The 17,796-nt window shown below is 71.4% G+C and carries 16 protein-coding genes; 3 read left to right on the top strand and 13 right to left on the bottom strand.

Annotated elements, in window-relative coordinates; all coding sequences use genetic code 11:
- Positions 1 to 110: 110 nt before the first annotated feature.
- A complete protein-coding gene (metH, locus tag ACFV61_RS14715; RefSeq protein ID WP_063346922.1) occupies positions 111 to 3,617 on the bottom strand; it encodes a methionine synthase in 3,507 nt (1,168 codons plus the stop codon).
- Positions 3,618 to 3,760: 143 nt separating this feature from the next.
- Here metH and ACFV61_RS14710 point away from each other — a divergent pair, with 143 nt between their 5' ends.
- Both ACFV61_RS14710 and ACFV61_RS14705 read left to right on the top strand, forming a co-directional pair.
- Entirely contained in the window at positions 3,761 to 4,852 is a 1,092-nt protein-coding gene (locus ACFV61_RS14710) for a glycoside hydrolase family 18 protein (RefSeq protein ID WP_380342754.1), read from the top strand.
- Positions 4,853 to 5,222: 370 nt separating this feature from the next.
- Positions 5,223 to 6,173, top strand: a complete 951-nt coding sequence (locus ACFV61_RS14705) for a PAC2 family protein (RefSeq protein WP_063346923.1) — start codon at positions 5,223 to 5,225, stop codon at positions 6,171 to 6,173.
- Positions 6,174 to 6,260: 87 nt separating this feature from the next.
- Here the strand turns inward: ACFV61_RS14705 and mshC are convergent, their stop codons facing one another.
- From mshC to ACFV61_RS14675, 6 genes are all read right to left on the bottom strand, one after another.
- Positions 6,261 to 7,490 carry a cysteine--1-D-myo-inosityl 2-amino-2-deoxy-alpha-D-glucopyranoside ligase gene (gene mshC, locus ACFV61_RS14700; RefSeq protein WP_380491920.1) on the bottom strand — a complete coding sequence of 410 codons (1,230 nt, stop codon included), beginning with the start codon at positions 7,488 to 7,490 and terminating at the stop codon, positions 6,261 to 6,263.
- A 273-nt stretch (positions 7,491 to 7,763) separates the two neighbouring features.
- Complete coding sequence (locus tag ACFV61_RS14695) at positions 7,764 to 8,603, bottom strand: carbohydrate-binding protein (protein ID WP_063346925.1); 840 nt, start codon at positions 8,601 to 8,603, stop codon at positions 7,764 to 7,766.
- Between the two features lie 127 nt (positions 8,604 to 8,730).
- Positions 8,731 to 9,660, bottom strand: a complete 930-nt coding sequence (locus tag ACFV61_RS14690; protein ID WP_380491918.1) for an AraC family transcriptional regulator — start codon at positions 9,658 to 9,660, stop codon at positions 8,731 to 8,733.
- Positions 9,661 to 9,733: 73 nt separating this feature from the next.
- Positions 9,734 to 10,519 (bottom strand): SCO1664 family protein, encoded by a 786-nt coding sequence (locus tag ACFV61_RS14685; RefSeq protein WP_063350993.1) that lies wholly within the window; start codon positions 10,517 to 10,519, stop codon positions 9,734 to 9,736.
- Between the two features lie 56 nt (positions 10,520 to 10,575).
- Entirely contained in the window at positions 10,576 to 11,154 is a 579-nt protein-coding gene (locus ACFV61_RS14680; protein WP_063350992.1) for a DUF3090 domain-containing protein, read from the bottom strand.
- 337 nt (positions 11,155 to 11,491) lie between these two features.
- Positions 11,492 to 12,184 (bottom strand): histidine phosphatase family protein, encoded by a 693-nt coding sequence (locus ACFV61_RS14675; RefSeq protein ID WP_380491916.1) that lies wholly within the window; start codon positions 12,182 to 12,184, stop codon positions 11,492 to 11,494.
- A gap of 213 nt (positions 12,185 to 12,397) precedes the next feature.
- Between ACFV61_RS14675 and ACFV61_RS14670 the strand changes: the two genes are divergently transcribed.
- Positions 12,398 to 13,381, top strand: coding sequence for a magnesium and cobalt transport protein CorA (locus ACFV61_RS14670; RefSeq protein WP_380342746.1), 984 nt, complete (start codon positions 12,398 to 12,400; stop codon positions 13,379 to 13,381).
- A gap of 229 nt (positions 13,382 to 13,610) precedes the next feature.
- Here the strand turns inward: ACFV61_RS14670 and ACFV61_RS14665 are convergent, their stop codons facing one another.
- The 6 genes from ACFV61_RS14665 to ACFV61_RS14640 all read right to left on the bottom strand — a co-directional run bounded on the left by ACFV61_RS14665 (position 13,611) and on the right by ACFV61_RS14640 (position 17,439).
- A complete protein-coding gene (locus ACFV61_RS14665; protein ID WP_380377659.1) occupies positions 13,611 to 14,558 on the bottom strand; it encodes a hypothetical protein in 948 nt (315 codons plus the stop codon).
- A gap of 59 nt (positions 14,559 to 14,617) precedes the next feature.
- Positions 14,618 to 15,070 (bottom strand): NUDIX domain-containing protein, encoded by a 453-nt coding sequence (locus tag ACFV61_RS14660; RefSeq protein ID WP_380377660.1) that lies wholly within the window; start codon positions 15,068 to 15,070, stop codon positions 14,618 to 14,620.
- A gap of 115 nt (positions 15,071 to 15,185) precedes the next feature.
- The gene (locus ACFV61_RS14655) at positions 15,186 to 15,608 is read right to left on the bottom strand and encodes a hypothetical protein (protein WP_380491914.1); all 423 of its coding nucleotides are present in this window, start codon (positions 15,606 to 15,608) and stop codon (positions 15,186 to 15,188) included.
- 266 nt (positions 15,609 to 15,874) lie between these two features.
- Positions 15,875 to 16,723, bottom strand: coding sequence for a Scr1 family TA system antitoxin-like transcriptional regulator (locus tag ACFV61_RS14650; protein WP_380491912.1), 849 nt, complete (start codon positions 16,721 to 16,723; stop codon positions 15,875 to 15,877).
- Complete coding sequence (locus ACFV61_RS14645) at positions 16,713 to 17,234, bottom strand: DUF6879 family protein (protein WP_380491910.1); 522 nt, start codon at positions 17,232 to 17,234, stop codon at positions 16,713 to 16,715. The genes ACFV61_RS14650 and ACFV61_RS14645 overlap by 11 nt, the downstream gene beginning before the upstream one ends.
- Positions 17,218 to 17,439, bottom strand: a complete 222-nt coding sequence (locus tag ACFV61_RS14640) for a hypothetical protein (RefSeq protein WP_380377667.1) — start codon at positions 17,437 to 17,439, stop codon at positions 17,218 to 17,220. Before ACFV61_RS14640 ends, ACFV61_RS14645 begins: the two co-directional genes overlap by 17 nt.
- Positions 17,440 to 17,796: the final 357 nt, after the last annotated feature.

Below are 17,796 nucleotides of genomic sequence, written 5' to 3'. Positions count from 1 at the left end.
CCCCCGGGGATGGCGCGGGCCGGCCCGCTGGTGAGCGGACCGGCCCGTTCAGGATCATCCAGGATACGCCCGGTTCGCCCGAAAAGAGCGAACGGAACGAGGCGCCCGGGTTACCGGGCGTTGAAGTACTTCGCCTCCGGGTGGTGGATGACGATCGCGTCGGTGGACTGCTCCGGGTGCAGCTGGAACTCCTCGGAGAGCACCACGCCGATCCGCTCGGGCTTCAGCAGCTCGGCGATCTTGGCGCGGTCCTCCAGCTCCGGGCAGGCCCCGTAGCCGAGCGAGAAGCGGGCGCCCCGGTACTTGAGCGCGAACATGTCCTTGACGTCCTGCGGGTCCTCGCCGGAGAAGCCCAGCTCGTAGCGGACCCGGGCGTGCCAGAACTCGGCCAGCGCCTCGGCCAGTTGCACCGACAGGCCGTGCAGCTCCAGGTAGTCGCGGTAGGAGTTGTCGGCGAACAGCTCGTTCGCCGCCTCCGAGATCCGGTTGCCCATGGTGACCACCTGGAGGCCGACCACGTCCCGCACGCCGGTCTCCTCCGGGCGGAAGAAGTCGGCCAGGCAGAGCCGGCGCCCGCGCCGCTGGCGGGGGAAGGTGAAGCGGGTGCGCTCGGTGCCGTCCTCGTGGAAGACGATCAGGTCGTCGCCCTTGGAGTTGGCCGGGTAGTAGCCGTAGACCACGGCCGCCTCCAGCCAGCCCTCGGTCTGCAGCCGGTCCAGCCACATCCGCAGCCGCGGCCGGCCCTCGGTCTCCAGCAGCTCCTCGTACGAGGGGCCCTCGCCGCTGCGGGCCGCCTTCAGGCCCCACTGGCCCTTGAACAGCGCGTCCTCGTCCAGCCAGGAGGCGTAGTCGGCGAACGGGATGCCCTTGACGATCCGGTCGCCCCAGAACGGCGGGGTCGGCACGGTGTTGTCGACGGTGACGTCCGAGCGGATCTGGCCGAGGTTGACCTCCGGCTCCTCCACCACCTCGACCCGGGCGTGCCGGCGCTGCTTGAGCTCCGGCAGGCTCGCGCCGGGCACGCCGCGCTTGACCGCGATCAGCGCGTCCATCAGCCGCAGGCCCTCGAAGGCGTCCCGGGCGTAGCGGACCTCGCCCTCGTAGATCTCGTGCAGGTCCTGCTCGACGTAGGCCCGGGTGAGCGCGGCGCCGCCCAGGATCACCGGGTAACTCGCGGCCAGCTTGCGCTGGTTGAGCTCCTCCAGGTTCTCCTTCATGATCACGGTGGACTTCACCAGCAGGCCGGACATCCCGATGACGTCCGCCTTGTGCTCCTGCGCGGCGTCCAGGATCGCCGAGACCGGCTGCTTGATGCCCAGGTTGACCACGTTGTAGCCGTTGTTGGACAGGATGATGTCCACCAGGTTCTTGCCGATGTCGTGGACGTCGCCCTTGACGGTGGCCAGCACGATGGTGCCCTTGCCCTCGCTGTCGGACTTCTCCATGAACGGCTCCAGGTGGGCCACCGCGGTCTTCATCACCTCGGCGGACTGGAGCACGAAGGGCAGCTGCATCTGGCCGGAGCCGAACAGCTCGCCGACCACCTTCATGCCGGACAGCAGGGTGTCGTTGATGATCTCCAGCGCGGGCCGCCCGGCCAGCGCCTCGTCCAGGTCGGCCTCCAGGCCCTTGCGCTCGCCGTCGATGATCCGGCGCTGCAGGCGCTCGTCCAGCGGCAGCGCGGCCAGCTCCTCCGCCTTGGACGCCTTGACCGAGGCCGAGGAGACGCCGTCGAACAGCTCCAGCAGGTGCTGCAGCGGGTCGTAGCCGTCCCGGCGGCGGTCGTAGACCAGGTCGAGGGCGGCCTCGCGCTGGTCCTCGGGGATCCGGGAGATCGGCAGGATCTTGGAGGCGTGCACGATCGCCGAGTCCAGGCCGGCCTCCACGCACTCGTGCAGGAAGACCGAGTTCAGCACCACCCGGGCGGCCGGGTTGAGGCCGAAGGAGATGTTGGACAGGCCCAGCGTGGTCTGCACGGCCGGGCGGCGGCGCTTGAGCTCGCGGATCGCCTCGATGGTCTCGATGCCGTCCCGGCGGGACTCCTCCTGGCCGGTGGCCAGGGTGAAGGTGAGGCAGTCCACCAGGATCGAGCCCTCGTCGACGCCGTAGTCGGCGGTCAGCTCGGTGATCAGCCGCTCGGCGATCTCGACCTTCTTGTCGGCGGTGCGGGCCTGGCCCTCCTCGTCGATGGTCAGCGCGATCAGGCCGGCGCCGTGCTCGCGGGCCAGCGAGGCGATCCGGCCGAAGCGCGAGTCCGGGGCGTTGCCGTCCTCGTAGTTGACCGAGTTGAGCACCGCGCGGCCGCCGAGCGCCTCCAGACCGGCCCGCAGCACCTGCGGCTCGGTGGAGTCCAGCACGATCGGCAGGGTGGAGGCGGTGGCCAGCCGGCCGGCGATCTCCTTCATGTCGGCGACGCCGTCGCGGCCGACGTAGTCCACGCACAGGTCCAGCAGGTGCGAGCCGTCCCGGATCTGGTCGCGGGCGATCTCCACGCAGGCCTGCCAGTCGCCGGCCAGCATCGACTCGCGGAACTTCTTCGAGCCGTTGGCGTTGGTGCGCTCGCCGATCGCCAGGTACGAGGTGTCCTGGCGGAACGGCACCGCCTGGTACAGCGAGGACGCCGAGGACTCCGGCTGCGGGGTGCGCGGGGTGACCGGCCGGCCCTGCACCCGCTCGACCACCTGGCGCAGGTGCTCGGGCGTGGTGCCGCAGCAGCCGCCGACCAGCGAGAGGCCGTACTCGCGGGTGAACACGTCGTGCGCGTCGGCCAGTTCGGCCGGGGAGAGCGGGTAGTGGGCGCCGTCCTTGCCGAGCACCGGCAGGCCCGCGTTCGGCATGCAGGACAGGCCGATCCGCGCGTTCTTGGCCAGGTAGCGCAGGTGCTCGCTCATCTCGGCCGGGCCGGTGGCGCAGTTGAGGCCGATGTAGTCGACGCCGAGCGGCTCCAGGGCCGTCAGCGCGGCGCCGATCTCGGATCCGAGCAGCATGGTGCCGGTGGTCTCCACGGTCACCTGCACCAGCACCGGCAGGTCCAGCCCGGCCTCGGCGAGGGCGCGCTTGGAGCCCAGGATGGCGGCCTTGGTCTGCAGCAGGTCCTGGCTGGTCTCGACCAGCAGCGCGTCGGCGCCGCCCGCGATCAGGCCGGCCGCGTTCTGCTGGAAGCCGTCGCGCAGCGTCTCGTACGGGGCGTGGCCGAGGGTGGGCAGCTTGGTGCCGGGGCCGATCGAGCCGAGCACCCAGCGGGTGCGGCCGTCGGCGGCGTGGGCGTCGGCCACCTCGCGGGCGATCCGGGCGCCCGACTCGGACAGCTCGAAGATGCGCTCCGCGATCTCGTACTCGCCGAGTGCGGAGAAGTTGGCGCCGAAGGTGTTGGTCTCGACGCAGTCCACGCCGACCCCGAAGTAGGCCTCGTGGACGGAGCGCACGATGTCGGGCCGGGTGGCGTTGAGGACCTCGTTGCAGCCCTCCAGGTTCTGGAAGTCCTCCAGCGTCGGATCCTGTGCCTGGAGCATGGTGCCCATCGCACCGTCGGCGACCACCACCCGGGTGGCGAGCGCTTCACGCAACGCGTTCGCGCGGCTCTGCTGAGTGATGGACGGATTGGCTGCAGTGGCCATGGGGCTTCTCCCTGGTGCGACGGCTGTCGGCTTTGCGGGCCCGCTTACTCGGGCCCGCACGTGGCCAGGGTATCCGGCCCGCGCCCCGGCCTGCGGTCGCATTCCGTATCCTGAGCGTTCGACCGCAAGGGGGGAGCAACCGCGTGGGCCGATTCCCGACCGTCGCGCGACGCGTCACGGGGGCCTTGGCGGCCCCGTTCCGGGCGTTGCGCAAGCGCTGGCGGAGCTGGTCCTGGTGGCGCCGGGCGCTGCTGGCACTGGGCCTCGCGGCGGCCGTACCGGCGGCCGCGCTCGGCTCCGCCTTCGTCGCGATCCGCTTGCACTACACCGGCGACCCGTCCGCCGAGGCCCGCACCCGCGGCCGGGACGCGCTCTGGCTCGGCCACGCCTGGGTGGACGGCCGCAAGGGTGAGGCCGACGTCGCCGCGCTGGTGCGGCAGCTGGCCGGCACCGGCGTCCGCGACCTGTACGTGCACACCGGCCCGCTGGAACACGACGGCTCGCTGCCGCCCGCCGTCCACCCCCGGGGCCGCTGGTTCACCGACGCGGTGCACCGGGCGCTGCCGGACGTCCGGGTGCAGAGCTGGCTGGGCGACGAGGTCAAGCCGGAGAAGGACGCCCTGGACCTGGAGGACGCCCCCACCCGGGACCGGGTCACCGCCTCCGCCCGGCAGGTCCTGGACCTCGGCTTCGACGGCGTGCACTTCGACATGGAGCCGATCCGGCCCGGCAGCGCCGGCTGGCTGGCCCTGCTCGACCAGGTCCGCCCGGTCACGGCCGGGCGCGGCGCGGCGCTCTCGGTGGCGGTCCCGCAGCTCGACCCGGTGCCCGGCCTGCACACCGCCGGGATCCTGCTCACCGACCACGGCAAGTGGTGGGACCAGGCGTACTTCACCGAGACCGCCCGCCGGGTCGACCAGGTCGCCGTGATGGCGTACGACACCAGCATGCCGACCGAGCCGCTGTACGGCGGCTACGTCGCCCTGCAGACCGAACTGGCGCTGGAGGCCACCCCGGCCGGGGTGGACCTGCTGATCGGCCTGCCGTTCTTCTGGGACGACCGGCACGGCCATCGGGGTGACGCCGAGACCGTGCCGGCCGCCGTCCGGGGCGTCCGGCTGGGCCTGGGCCGCCAGGACCCGGGGCGGCGGAACTTCGGCGTCGCGCTGTACGTGGACTTCGCCGCCACCCCGGAGCACTGGGCGGCGTACCGGCGCGGGTGGGTGGACGCCTGAGGGGTTCCGGCGGCGAGTGCGGGACCGGCGTGCGCGGAAAGGGTGCGTACGGGAAGGGTGTGCGCGGGAAGGGCTCGTCGTCGCGCCGCGTCGCCGTCCGGACACCGTCCGCGCCCGCTCCGAGCCACCTGACGCCCCGTCAGCCGAGGCGGTCCGGATATCCGCTGGATCGGGGCGGCACGCTCCCCCAGACTGTCCCGGTGCCCGGCCGCGGTGCGCATCAAAGCCCGTAGGCTGGGCAGGTAGGGACCATGGGGCGAGGCGTTCCATGGGTGACGAGAGGTTCGACAGTCGGCAGCCGACCCGTCGGCGCCCCGGCAGGCCAGCCGAGGCGGCGCAGGTTCGACCGCCGACCGGAGGGAGACGCTGGGTGATCGAGCTGGAAGATGTTCCCGAGTTGATCGACCCGGTGATGGTCTGCGCTTTCGAGGGCTGGAACGACGCGGGCGACGCCGCCTCCGCGGCTCTGGCACATCTGGACGACACCTGGGGCGGCAAGGTGATCGCCGCCCTGGACGCGGAGGACTACTACGACTTCCAGGTCAACCGGCCCACGGTCTGGCTGGACGGCGGCATCCGCCGGATCACCTGGCCGACCACCAGGCTCTCGGTGATCCGGGTGACCGAGCCGACCACCCGGGACGTCGTCCTGGTGCGCGGCATCGAGCCGAGCATGCGCTGGCGCTCGTTCTGCAACGAGCTGCTCGGCTTCGCGCACGAGCTCGGCATCGAGCTGGTGGTGATCCTGGGCGCGCTGCTCGGCGACACCCCGCACAGCCGCCCGGTGCCGGTCAGCGGGGTCACCTCCGACCCGGAGCTGGCCCGCCGGCTGGACCTGGAGGAGAGCCGCTACGAGGGCCCGACCGGCATCGTCGGGGTGCTCCAGGAGGCCTGCACGCACGCCGGGGTCCCGGCCGTGACGCTCTGGGCGGCCGTGCCGCACTACGTCGCGCAGCCGCCGAACCCCAAGGCGACGCTGGCCCTGGTCAACAAGCTGGAGGACCTGCTCGACCTGCGCATCCCGCCGGGCGAGCTCGGCGAGGACGCCCGGGCCTGGCAGCTGGGCGTGGACCAGCTGGCCGCCGAGGACAGCGAGGTGGCCGAGTACGTCCAGCAGTTGGAGGAGGCGCAGGACACCGCGGAGCTGCCGGAGGCCTCCGGCGACGCGATCGCCCGCGAGTTCGAGCGCTACCTGCGCCGCCGGGAGAACGTCGGGCCGACCGGCGAGAAGCCGGTGGCCGGGCACGCCACGGCGGAGCGGCCGGCCGAGCCGGAGGCCCCGGGCGCGGCCCGGGAGAGCCAGGACGGCGACGAGGAGTAGCCGCCGCCCCGGGCCCGCCCCGGACAACGCCGAAGGGGCGTCAGGACACCTGGTCCGGACGCCCCTTCGGCATGTTGAGGGAGGACTCTAGAGCGCGACGCCCAGCAGGGCGTCCACGGTGCGGCTGACCAGGCCGGGCGCACCCATGTCGGTGCCGCCCCCGGCCTCCTGCCGCTCGGCCCAGCGGTCGACGGCGGCCAGCGCGGCGGGCGCGTCCAGGTCGTCCGCGAGCGCCGTACGGACCTCGTCGAGCAGCTGCTCGGCGGCCGGGCCGTCCGGCCGGGAGACCGCGGCCCGCCAGCGGGCGAGGCGCTCGACGGCCTCGTCCAGGGTCGCCTTGGTCCACTCCCAGTCCTCGCGGTAGTGGTGCGCGAGCAGCGCCAGGCGGATCGCCGCCGGGTCGACGCCCTCGCGGCGCAGCGCCGAGACGAAGACCAGGTTGCCGCGGGACTTGGACATCTTGTGGCCGTCCAGGCCGACCATGCCGGCGTGCACGTACGCCTTGGCGTACGGGTGGGCGCCGGTGGCGACCTGGGCGTGCGAGGCGCCCATCTCGTGGTGCGGGAAGGAGAGGTCGCTGCCGCCGCCCTGGATGTCGAAGGACATGCCGAGGTACTGCAGCGCGATGGCGACGCACTCGATGTGCCAGCCGGGGCGGCCGTGGCCGAGTTCGGTCTCCCAGGCGGGCTCGCCCGGGCGGGCGGCGAGCCAGAGCAGGGCGTCCAGCGGGTGGCGCTTGCCCGGGCGGTCCGGGTCTCCGCCGCGCTCGGCGAAGACCGGGCGCATGGCCTCCTGGTCGAGGCCGGAGACCTGGCCGAAGCGGGGGTCGGACTCGACCGAGAAGTAGATGTCGCCGTCCACCTGGTAGGCGGCGCCGCTGGCGAGCAGCTTCTGGACCAGCGGGACGATCCACGGGATCGACTCGACGGCGCCGATGTAGTGGGCCGGCGGGAGCAGCCGCAGGGCGGTCATGTCCTCGCGGAACAGGGCCGTCTCGCGCTCGGCGAGGGCCACCCAGTCCTGACCGGTCTCGACCGCCCGGGCCAGCAGCGGGTCGTCCACGTCGGTGACGTTCTGGACGTACAGGACGTCGTGGCCGGCGTCCTTCCACACGCGCTGCACCAGGTCGAAGGCGTTGTAGGTGGCGGCGTGGCCCATGTGGGTCGCGTCGTAGGGGGTGATGCCGCAGACGTAGATCCGGGCAGTGCCGTCCTGCGGCACGACCTCGCGGACCGTGCCCGCTGCGGTGTCGAAGATACGGAGGGGGAGCCCCTGACCAGGCAGGGCGGGAACCTCGGAGGCGGGCCAGGCATGCATGGAACCGACTTTAACCTTGCGAACATTTGAAAGCCTAACCAGTACACAAGATCGACTGGATTCGCTTCCTGTCGTTGCCGGACCGCTTCCCGACTGATAAGGAGCGGACCTTGACGGGCCCGGCGTTGTTTCGGGCAGGAATGCGGCAGGCTTCGGGCGGGTGTTGGGCAGGCGTCGAGCAGGCGCTGGGCAGGCTTTCGGACACGGTTGAGCGCCCGGTCGACCCTGCCGCCGACCGGGCGCCCGGCACCCCGGGGAACGCGGCCGGAGCCGCTACGACCGCTGCCAGAGGGCCGGCACGTTCGGCGGCTCCCAGCCCACCATGGCGGTGTGCGCCTGGAGGCAGAGGTAGGAGGCGCCGGAGTAGGTGACGCGGTCGCCCGCGTTGTAGGAGGCTCCCGGCTTCCAACTGCCGCTCGGCGGCGTGGGCGTTCCGGTGGGGGTTCCGGTCGGGGTGGCGGTGGGGGTCGGGCTCGGCGTGCCCGGGGTCTGCGGCACGTCCAGGACGAAGTCGTAACTGCCCTCACGGCCCGGGCCGTTCTGGCGGACGTTCATCAGCAGCCGGGCGTCGTAGATGGTGTCCGTGCTGTTGCGCGGCTCGCCGGGGAAGTAGAGCTGGGTGGTGAGCACCGGGCGGCCGGGCGCCTGGAGCTTGACGTGGAGGTGCCGGGTGCGGCCCGGGTAGAGGCCGGGGACGATCGTGTCCAGCTTGAAGGCGCCGTTCGCGTCGGTGAACTGGTGGCCGCGGAAGGTGAAGCCGGCGTTGTCGTAGGCGCCGTTGTCGTCGGCCTGCCAGAAGTCCAGCAGGACGCCGGAGATCGGTCGGCAGGCGCGGCCGAAGACGTAGCCGCTGACGGTCAGCCGCGTGCCGGGGCCGTCGTTGACCATGGAGCTGCGCAGTGGGGAGTTGGGCTTGAAGTAGGGGCCCTCGGTCTGCTCGATGGTGGGGTCGTCGCCGTCGTGGCACTCGGGGGTGAGGCCGAGGGGCCGGCCGGTGCCGGCCTGCTCACGGGCCAGCGCGACGCCGCCGCCGACCAGCAGCGGGGCGGCGCCGAGCGCGGCAGCGGCCTTCAGGACGGTCTTGCGGCTGATCATGCCGTCGGGCGTGGGCATACGCCCTCTCCTTCGGGTGGGGGGTGGATGTGGGGGGGCGGCCCTTGCCATGGTGGGGGCATGACAAGGGCCGAACCGGCCGCCCGTCCGCGCGCGCCGGACCGGCCACCGGTGGCCACCAGCAAAGTTACGGGCCGTCCGGGGCCGCCGCGATGGACGCGATCCGGGGATCGTGGTGATTTCCGTCGACCCGGGCCCGGAACTCCCCCGGCGTCATCCCGGTCTCCCGCCGGAAGAAGCGGCAGAAGTAGGCCGGGTCGGCGAAGCCCGCCTCCTTCGCGACCTGACGAATCGTCAAATCCGTGCACGCCAGCAACCGTTTGGCCTCCAGGGTCTGCTGGCGCCGGATCAGCCCGCCCGGGGTGCGGCCGGTGGACTGCTTGACCAGGGTCTGCAAGTGGCCCGGCGAGACGCCGAGTTCCTGCGCACTGGACGCCACCGAGTACCGCACCCCGCCCGGACCGGCGATCAACCGGGTGAAGGCGGAGGCCACTTCGGTCGGGCGGCCGGGCGGCGACGGCCGCTCCCCCGGCCGGGCGGCGCGCAGCGCCCGGACGATCAGGATGTGCAGACTGGCCCGCAGCACGCCCTGGTAGCCGGGCTGCCTGGAGCGGTACTCGTGTTCCATGTCGGCGAGCAACGCGCCGACCGGCCCGGCCTGTTCGCCGAGTCCGAGCGCGGGGCGGGTGGCCAGGGTGCGCAGCGCGGCGAGGTCCTGCGGGTTCCGGAGCAGGAAGTCCTCGTTGAACAGGACGACCTGGCCGGTGAGTTCGTCCGCGTCCGACCAGTAGTGCACCTGGCCGGGTGTGATCACGCACAACTGCGGTGGCGCCAGCGGCCGGTGGACCAGGTCCAGGACGTGGGCGCCGCGGCCGCCGGTGACGTGGACGATCTCGTAGAACGAGTGCCGGTGCGGGAAGCCCGCCCGGGACAGCGGGCCGATCGTGTCGAAGCTCCCGATGGCGAACGGGAGCAGGTGCGGCAGCGGGACCTGGAGCCGGTGCAGCGGCAGGTCCGGCGTGGTACGGGGGGTGGGGGTGGTCCGTAACGCGTCCATCGGAGCAGTGTGCTGCCGGTTCGCGGACAGGTCCAGACCATCAGCCGGCCCGAACCGGTCCGCAGGATACGTCCTAGACCGGGGGCCAGGGGATCGAGGGCCAGTCCTCGGAGGGCAGCGGGTGCCGACCGGTGCGGCGCAGCCCGGCCACCCGGGCGCGGGTCGCCTCCAGTTCGGCGGCGGTCAGGTGCGGGGCGAGGCGCGCGGCCAGCTCACCGTCCAGCCGCTCGGCGAGCCGGGTCAGCACCTCCAGCGCCTCGGCGGGCAGCGGCTCGCCGGCCCAGCCCCAGAGCAGGGTGCGCAGCTTGCCCTCGGTGTTGAAGGTGACGCCGTGGTCGATGCCGTAGACCCGGCCGTCGGCGGCCGGGATCAGGTGGCCGCCCTTGCGGTCGGCGTTGTTGAGCACCGCGTCCAGCACGGCGAGCCGGCGCAGCCGCTGGTCGTCGTGGTGCACCAGCAGCGCGGTGCGTCCCCCGCCGACCTCGGCCCGCACGATCGGCAGCCAGCCGTGCTCCGGGCCGCGCGGGTCCTGGAGGGCCAGCAGCGGCTCGGCCTGCGGATCCGGCTCGACCCACAGCTGCACCATCCCGGGCCCGTGCGGCCCGTCGCGCAGCACGGTCGGCGGCACCAGCGCCCAGCCGGTCGCGGCCGACACCTCGTACGCGGCGACCTCGCGGCCGGCCAGTGTGCCGTCCGGGAAGTCCCACAGCGGGCGCTCCCCGGCGACCGGCTTGTAGACGGCCTGAGCGCTCAGCGAACCGTGCGTGGCGGTGCAGTACAGCGCGGCGTTGGACGCCTCGGTGAGGCGCCCGTGCACCGTCAACTCGCCCTCGCGCAGCAGCTCCAACGCAGTGGGCACGTCGGCGGCAAGGGCGGCGGCGGCCGCCGGGTCCGCCTGGGGTGGGGTCTCGGTGTTCAGCGCCGGTAGCCGTTCGCGCGCGGGCACAGGTGGCCCTCCGGGTCGAGCGGCAGGTTGCAGAACGGGCAGGGCTTGCGGCCGGCCGAGACCAGGTCCAGCGCCCGCTTGGCGAACACCCGGGCCATCGCGCCGGACAGCCGCACCCGCAGCATGTCCGGACCGTTGTCGTCGTCCTCGAAGACCGCCGCGGCGCTGTCCTCGTCCTCGCCGTCCTCCTCCGCCTCGATCAGCGCCTGCGCCTCGACCACCAGGCAGCCGTCCACGCTGTCCCAGGCCAGGGCCATGGTGCCGACCCGGAACTCCTGCTCCAGCGGCAGGTCCAGCGGCGCGGTGTCGAGCAGGTCCTGCGGGGCGGCGGCCGGGATGGAGACGTCGCCGCCGCTGCGCCGCAGCGCCTCGTCCAGGACCTCCTCGATCCGCTCGGCGAGCGCCGCCACCTGGGTCTTCTCCAACAGGACGCTGGTGATCCGGCCCCGGGCACTGGCCTGGAGGTAGAACGCCCGGGCGCCGGGCTGGCCGACGGTGCCGGCCACGAACCGTTCGGGCTGGTCGTAGAAGAAGACCTGACGGGGCACGCTCTCGCTCCGGATCGTGTCGGTCGTGGGGATCACAGGGATCGTTCGGACGTCATGGCTCGGGCTGCCGTACGGCGGCCCGCGCGCGGGCTCGCCACGCGGCGGGGCTCGTTAGTCACCCTACGACCTCCGGGCCCCCGCAGGGGAGCCGAGCCGCAGTGGCACCGGCCAGCTCAGGCGGTGCCGCCGGTCCCTGCGGGGCGGGGTGCGACGGCTCTCCCGCCCACGTCATGAGGCTCCGGGCCGGGTGGCTCCGGTCAGGCCGGGTGGCGCCGGTCGGGCCAGGGGCGTACCAGGCGGGTCAGACGGGCCAGGCGGGCCAGGTGGAACGACCGCCTCAGGTGGTGCCGCCGACCACCGCGTCGCCCGCCGGGGCGGCCGGGGCCGCGCCGGGCCTGGGCGCGAGCGAGGCGAGGTCGCCGGTGTCGCCCATCCTCAGGACGAAGGGCCGCTGCGGGGTGTAGCGGATCGCGGTGACCGAGCAGGGCTCGACGCTGATCCGCTGGAAGTGGTCCAGGTGCAGGCCGAGGGCGTCGGCCACCACCGCCTTGATCACGTCCCCGTGCGAGCAGGCCAGCCAGACCGCGTCCGCGCCGTGCTCGGCGGCGATCTTCTCGTTCCACTCCCGGACCGCACCGACCGTCCGGTGGCTCAGCTCGCGCAACGACTCCCCGCCGGGGAAGGCCGCGGCGGCCGCGTGGTCCTGCACGGTGCGCCAGAGCGGCTCCTTGGCCAGCTCGGCCAGCGGCCGGCCGGTCCACTCGCCGTAGTGGCACTCGCCCAGCCGCTCGTCCTCGGCGGGCGGGCCCAGCTCGGGCCGAGCCGCCAGCAGCGGCTCCAGGGTCTGCCGACAGCGCTCCAGCGGGCTGCTGACGGCCTGCACCAGCGGGATCCCCGCGAGCCGGCCGGCCAGCGCGGCGGCCTGCCCGCGCCCGGTGTCGTCGAGGTCCACGCCGAGCGTCCAACCGGCCAGGATTCCGGCGGTGTTCGCGGTCGAGCGGCCGTGGCGGACGAGCAGCAGGGTGGGCATGGGGCTCAGCCTACGGCCTCCGGGCGCGGGCGTGGAGTGTCGGTGCGAGGTGCGGGCGCGGGGTGCGCGGCCGTGGGGTGCGGGCGTGTGGGGTGCGGGCGCGCAACGCGCGGGTGGGCTGCGGGCCCTCCTGGGCCGCCGCCGGCACCGGCCCGCGACGCCGTCCTGGCCCGGCTCCGCCCCGGGCACCCCGCCCCGGGCCACAATGGCCCGATGATCGTCCACTGCGCCAGCTACCACGACGGCCACCGGATCGAGGCCCCCGACGACCTCGCCGGCGCGCTCGCCGCCGCCCGCGCCGCCGGGCCCGGCGGCTTCGTCTGGATAGGCCTGTTCGAGCCCACCGCCGATGAACTCAACCACGTCGGACGGGAGTTCGCCCTGCACCCGCTGGCCGTCGAGGACGCCGTCAGCGCCCACCAGCGCCCCAAGATCGAGCCGTACCAGGGCTCCCTGTTCGTCGCCCTCAAGACGCTCGGCTACCACCCCGGCGCCCACGCGGTGACCATCGGCGAGGTGATGGTCTTCCTCGGCGCGGACTTCGTGATGACCGTCCGGCACGGCGCCGACGCCCCGCTCTCCGGCCTGCGGGCCCGACTGGAGAAGCAGCCCGAACTGCTGCGCTACGGGCCCAGCTCGGTGCTGCACTCGGTCTGCGACACCATCGTCGACGGCTACATGGACGTGGCCACCGGGCTCCAGACCGACCTGGACGAACTGGAGGCGGACGTCTTCGCCCCCGGCCGGGTCGGCCGCGACACCGCCGGCCGGATCTACGGCTACAAGCGCCAGGTGATGACCGTCCGCCGCGCCACCGGCCCGCTGCTGGAACCGACGCTGCGCCTGGCCCGCGGCGGCGAGCCGTACATCCGCTCGGAGACCCTGCCCTACCTGCGGGACGTCGCCGACCACCTGGCCCGGGTGACCGACCAGGTCGAGGGCATGGACCGGCTGCTGTCCGACATCCTCAACGCCAACCTGGCGCAGGTCAGCGTGCAGCAGAACAACGACATGCGGAAGATCTCGGCCTGGGCGGCGCTGGCCGCCGTGCCGACGATGATCGCGGGCGTCTACGGGATGAACTTCGAGGACATGCCCGAACTGCGCCAGCCCTGGGGGTACCCGGCGGTGCTGTCGCTGATGGTCGCGGTCTGCATAGTGCTGCACCGGGTGTTCAAGCGGCACGACTGGCTGTAGTGCCGCTCGACGGCCCCGGGCGGCTACGCCAGCCCGGCCAGTTCCAGCGCCTCGACGCCGGTGCGCAGCGCCTGGATCCGCTCGTCCAGGGTGAAGCCGGACGGGGCCGGATTCGTTTATCACCTGGAAGGATAGCGCCCTCGTTGCGGCCGGACTCCGGCCGTGCCCAACCGTACGCCCGCCCGTGCGCCACGGGGGAACGGCGCACGGACGGGCAGCCCAGGGGCGGCTACTGGCCGGGGTCCGGCCCGGTGTAGGCCGATGAGCGGAAGATGCGCGGGAACGCCCGGGAACCGTGCCGCTGGTCGAGCCACCCGGTCAGGCCGGACAGGTCCCCGCCGATCGTCGCGGCCACTATCAGGCCGTGCAGCGCGCCAGCATCGGTCCCGCCCATCTCGGTCAGGAAGCGCTGATACCGCGCCCCGACCCCGTGTTCGTATCCGGCCATCGCCAGGTGGAAGCGGGTCGCGATGCCGGGCTCCGCCTGGTCGAAGTCGGACGGCTCCAGGCGGCCAGTGGTGTCACGGAAGGCCAGCCGATCGGGCAGTGCGATCCGCTCGGCCAGGTCGAGCCGATCGGCCACCGTGGCGGCGATCGTCCGGGCCTCCCGATCGGTCGCCCCCTCCATCACGATCCCGAGGTTCCGAGTCGAGACGGCGTCCTCCTGGTCCCGTGCCGAGTAGGTGCGCCCCTGCGGGTCACGCCGGTTGATCCCGTACCGGCTCCGGACCACGTGCCCGTCCTGGAACCGGTACTCCCGGAACGACCCCCAGTGGAGGCAGTCATGCGCGTAGGACCGGAGCAGGTCCAGCGCCACCAGTTCGGGCGAGGTCAGCCGGGGGTCGCTCAGCCGCCCGTACCTCGTGATCACGGAGGCCATCTGCTCGTGCCGGTAGCCCTGGTTCGGGTGATGGAACCCGCCGAACGCGTCGGGCTGCGTCGAGCGCACCCCGACCCACACCCGATCGATAGGCAGGAGCTGGTTCAACCCCAACTCCCGGTAGCGGTCGGCCAGGAGCGCCGCCCCCTGCCGGAACACCTCCCGCGCCGACTCGTCCGCCCAGGTGTCCAGCACCCAGTGGAGCAGCGAGAACGTCACGTGCGGGTGCGCCTGGTCCAGCGCCGCCGTCGCCCGGCGCGAGGCCAGCAGGTGCGCCAACTCGGCGCGCTCGGTCACGTCTCCGGCCAGGTGCTCGTTCGGCCCCAGACACGAGGGGGTGAGCGAGCGACCGAGGGTCAGAAGCGCTGACGGCTGATCAGCTGTCGGTGCGACTCCTGCACTCCCTCGGGGAGCTTGTCCGGTGAGAACCATCGGGCCTCCAAGATCTCGAACGAAGCGACCTTGATCCGTCCGCTGACGTACAGCGCCTCGTAGGCGACTTCGACGCGCAGCTTGTATCCGCTCTTCAGGTGCGCCAGCTCGCACACCTTCACCGTGAGTCCGGTCTCCTCCTTGACCTCACGGATGATCGTCTCTTCGAAGCTCTCGCCCTTGTTCGCGTAGCCGGTCGGTAGCCCCCACTGCCGACCCTCTGGCCACATCCGGTGTTTGAGGAGCAACACCCGGCCTTCGTCGTCGCGAACGATGCCCGTGACCCCGACCATGAACTTCGAGTGCCACAGCCACAGAACGCGCCACTGCATCGGGCCCCGGATGATCCGCCAGAGCTTCGCAGCGATCTTCTTCATGGGTTCGCCCCTTCATTGGTCGGGCCACCGCGCGCCGCTCGCGCGGTCGGCCCACGATCCCGCACCCCACCCCACCGACACCAAATCCCGTGATGATCAGACCAATTGGGGTGCGTCAGTGCTGGTGCCGGTACCACAGGCGATCCGAATGCAGGGTTGCCTGTCCGGCCACCTCGGCAGCCACCGGATCGGCCCCGCCCGAGGCATTGGACGGGTCGGCCGGCGCGGGGGCATAGAGGTCGAACCGCAGCCATCCGGCGTGCTCCTGCAACGGCTTCTTGCCCTGCTCGGCGCGGATGCGGGTGGCGTTCACCGCGTACTGCTTACGGGTGTCGGCCATCATCAGCCACAGACGCGCGTGGTAGGCGTCGGGGAAGGCGAGCAACACGGGCTTGCCGGAGAGGTCCGGGAGGGTACAGAACTCGCCCAGGAGCACATCCCGCAGGACATGGGAGCCCGCCGCCGCCACCACCTCATAGCGCATGACCATGCCCGGCTTCGGCTCTCCGGGCGCCGCCACCAGTTCAAGCGGCGGCATTGCGGCCCAACCTCAACTCCGTGCACCTCGGGCACGGGCACTCCGGGTCGAGCGGGTAGGTCAGCGCACGACCGGTCGGGTTCGCCGCCCGGTACTGCTCCCTCAACGCGGCCATCGCCTGCGGACTGGCCTTCTCCCTACTCCGGTGCGAACCGGCGGACCTCACGGCAACGGACACACCTGGCTCCTTTTCGCTCGGCTTCGTGGAATGAGATGCCAGGCTAGGGGAATTCCAGATAGGGACTCAACGATATTCCCGCTATCGACTAAAGATCTTGAGATGTCCCTCGATAGTGGTCGGCCCACTCCGCCAGCTTGACCCGAGCATCCTCACCCCACAGCGAATAGCCCTCGAAGGTCCGGAACTCGTCCAGGTACTCCTGAATGTCTCGGGGGTCACGGAACACAAGCGCGCCCGTGGAGACCTCGACAGTTGCTAGGGCCTCGTCGTAGACGGTGAATACGTTCAATGGCGCCCACGGCATGTGACCAGCCATCGGGATAATCCCGAGGCGTACATTGGGCAACCGGGACACAGAGACCAACCGGTCAATCTGCATCGCCATGGCCTGCGCGGGAACAAGAGGCCAGCGGCAAGCCTGTTCAGTCAGAATGAAGTCGAAGCGCTTAGCCGGCTCGTAGAGGACGGCCTGCCGTTCAAGTTTTTTGGCAATAGTCTTCGAGTGATCGCCGGGGAACGGGGCGAGACTGGCCCGGATGTACTCAGGAGTCGCAAGAAGACCGGTGATCATGGTTGGCAGAAAGTATCGAAACTCGCCGGTGGTACGTTCAAGCGTCGCCAACTCGACTTGCTTCTTTTCGAGCCCCTTCCTGCGCAGGGCCCTAGCATCCTGCCACTCCGTGTTGGCGATGCGGGCAAGCGCCGTGACGTGGGCGATGAGATCGGGCGGCGCGTCCAACGCCCGCAGGATCAGTTCGACGTCAACCAGCGACGGCGTGACCTTGCCGGTCTCGATCTTGGAAATTTTGGACTGCGACATGTTGACACGCCGAGCGAGCTGGACCCCGGAGAGTCCAGCTCGCTTGCGAAGCTCTTGAAGGATTGCTGCCAGGTCCGAATTCGATTGACCTAGCTCTTGTGGATCAAGCGCCAATGCCCTTCACGTACTCCTCAAAAGGCACCGATTCAGCGATTGCAATCCGCTGATACTCGACGAAGGGGCTCATGTCGCCCTCGAACACGGTGCGGTCGATCTGCGTTCCATCGGGCAGGTAGTTCATCAGCACCACCTCCCTTTTGTCGAACATCCAGTAGTCCGAAACGCTGGCCAGCGGGTTAGGGCGATCCGTGACGTCCATGATCCGAATTTCTTCCCCCGCCCAGGCATGCGGCAGATAGTACATGAACTCGTAGCGCAGGTACTCGGAGAGCGGTCGCGTGACAATGCGAACGCGCCCCTTGGACTTCCCTTCTCGACGCACCCGCTTGAGGTCGTCCGTGTAATCATTGGAGTGCGCACGCGGGTCGATTCGCTCGCCCGCCCGGAACGCTCGCAGCTCCTCGATCTCCTGCGGCACGTTGTAGGCCGGAAGAGTTTCCAGGCGCCATGCCTCCGTCTTGAAATCCCGGAACCTGGCCTGCCAAGCATCACCATCCAAGCGCACGGACGGCCTCCCGAAGCACGCTCTCGGGGATCTCCACGAGCCCTTCGCCGTTGGGCGGCATGAAGGCGTTGGACACATCCCCCTGAACCACGAAGGTCCCTCGCTCGGTGCGGTACACGTTGGGGCAGTCGTTCTGGTTGCACTCCCCCGAGCCGCTGCCGTTGCCCGTGTTGGTCAGCCGCGTGAGACCCGACCTGTCGTCCATCTCAACCCCCTGGAACTGCGGCCCTGCCTGGACCGCCCAGGAATGACGCTAGAGAGCCCTTCGGCACATGTCTATGACAGGACGGAAATATTCCCGTGTTGGACTAAGGATCATGCTGGAGCGACCCAGAACGCACGAAAGGCCCCGGCTGCCCAGTTCGTTGGGCGGCCGGGGCTGGTGTGCTGGGGCGGTCAGATGCGGTTGCCCCAGCGGTGGGCGGCGAGGCTGCGGGCGGCGCTGGAGCGGCCCGCCCGGAGTTCGTCGCTAGTGTCCTGAGTCTTAGGAAAGCTATAGAAGTATGCTGGGCTCATGGCGCGTATGGGTCGGCCGACGGTCGAAGTGGTTCTGACGGATGAC

The sequence above is a fragment of the Kitasatospora sp. NPDC059817 genome (genome assembly GCF_042731835.1).
GTDB lineage: Bacteria > Actinomycetota > Actinomycetes > Streptomycetales > Streptomycetaceae > Kitasatospora.
This window is presented reverse-complemented; position numbering and strand designations above follow the sequence as displayed.

Bases quoted from the DNA above. Each gene is read 5' to 3' on its own strand.
- ACFV61_RS14690 (WP_380491918.1), bottom strand. From the start codon at position 9,660: ATGGACGCGTTACGGACCACCCCCACCCCCCGTACCACGCCGGACCTG.
- ACFV61_RS14655 (WP_380491914.1), bottom strand. From the start codon at position 15,608: ATGCCGCCGCTTGAACTGGTGGCGGCGCCCGGAGAGCCGAAGCCGGGC.
- ACFV61_RS14670 (WP_380342746.1), top strand. From the start codon at position 12,398: ATGATCGTCCACTGCGCCAGCTACCACGACGGCCACCGGATCGAGGCC.
- ACFV61_RS14675 (WP_380491916.1), bottom strand. From the start codon at position 12,184: ATGCCCACCCTGCTGCTCGTCCGCCACGGCCGCTCGACCGCGAACACC.
- ACFV61_RS14660 (WP_380377660.1), bottom strand. From the start codon at position 15,070: ATGAAGAAGATCGCTGCGAAGCTCTGGCGGATCATCCGGGGCCCGATG.
- metH (WP_063346922.1), bottom strand. From the start codon at position 3,617: ATGGCCACTGCAGCCAATCCGTCCATCACTCAGCAGAGCCGCGCGAAC.
- ACFV61_RS14640 (WP_380377667.1), bottom strand. From the start codon at position 17,439: ATGGACGACAGGTCGGGTCTCACGCGGCTGACCAACACGGGCAACGGC.
- mshC (WP_380491920.1), bottom strand. From the start codon at position 7,490: ATGCATGCCTGGCCCGCCTCCGAGGTTCCCGCCCTGCCTGGTCAGGGG.
- ACFV61_RS14695 (WP_063346925.1), bottom strand. From the start codon at position 8,603: ATGCCCACGCCCGACGGCATGATCAGCCGCAAGACCGTCCTGAAGGCC.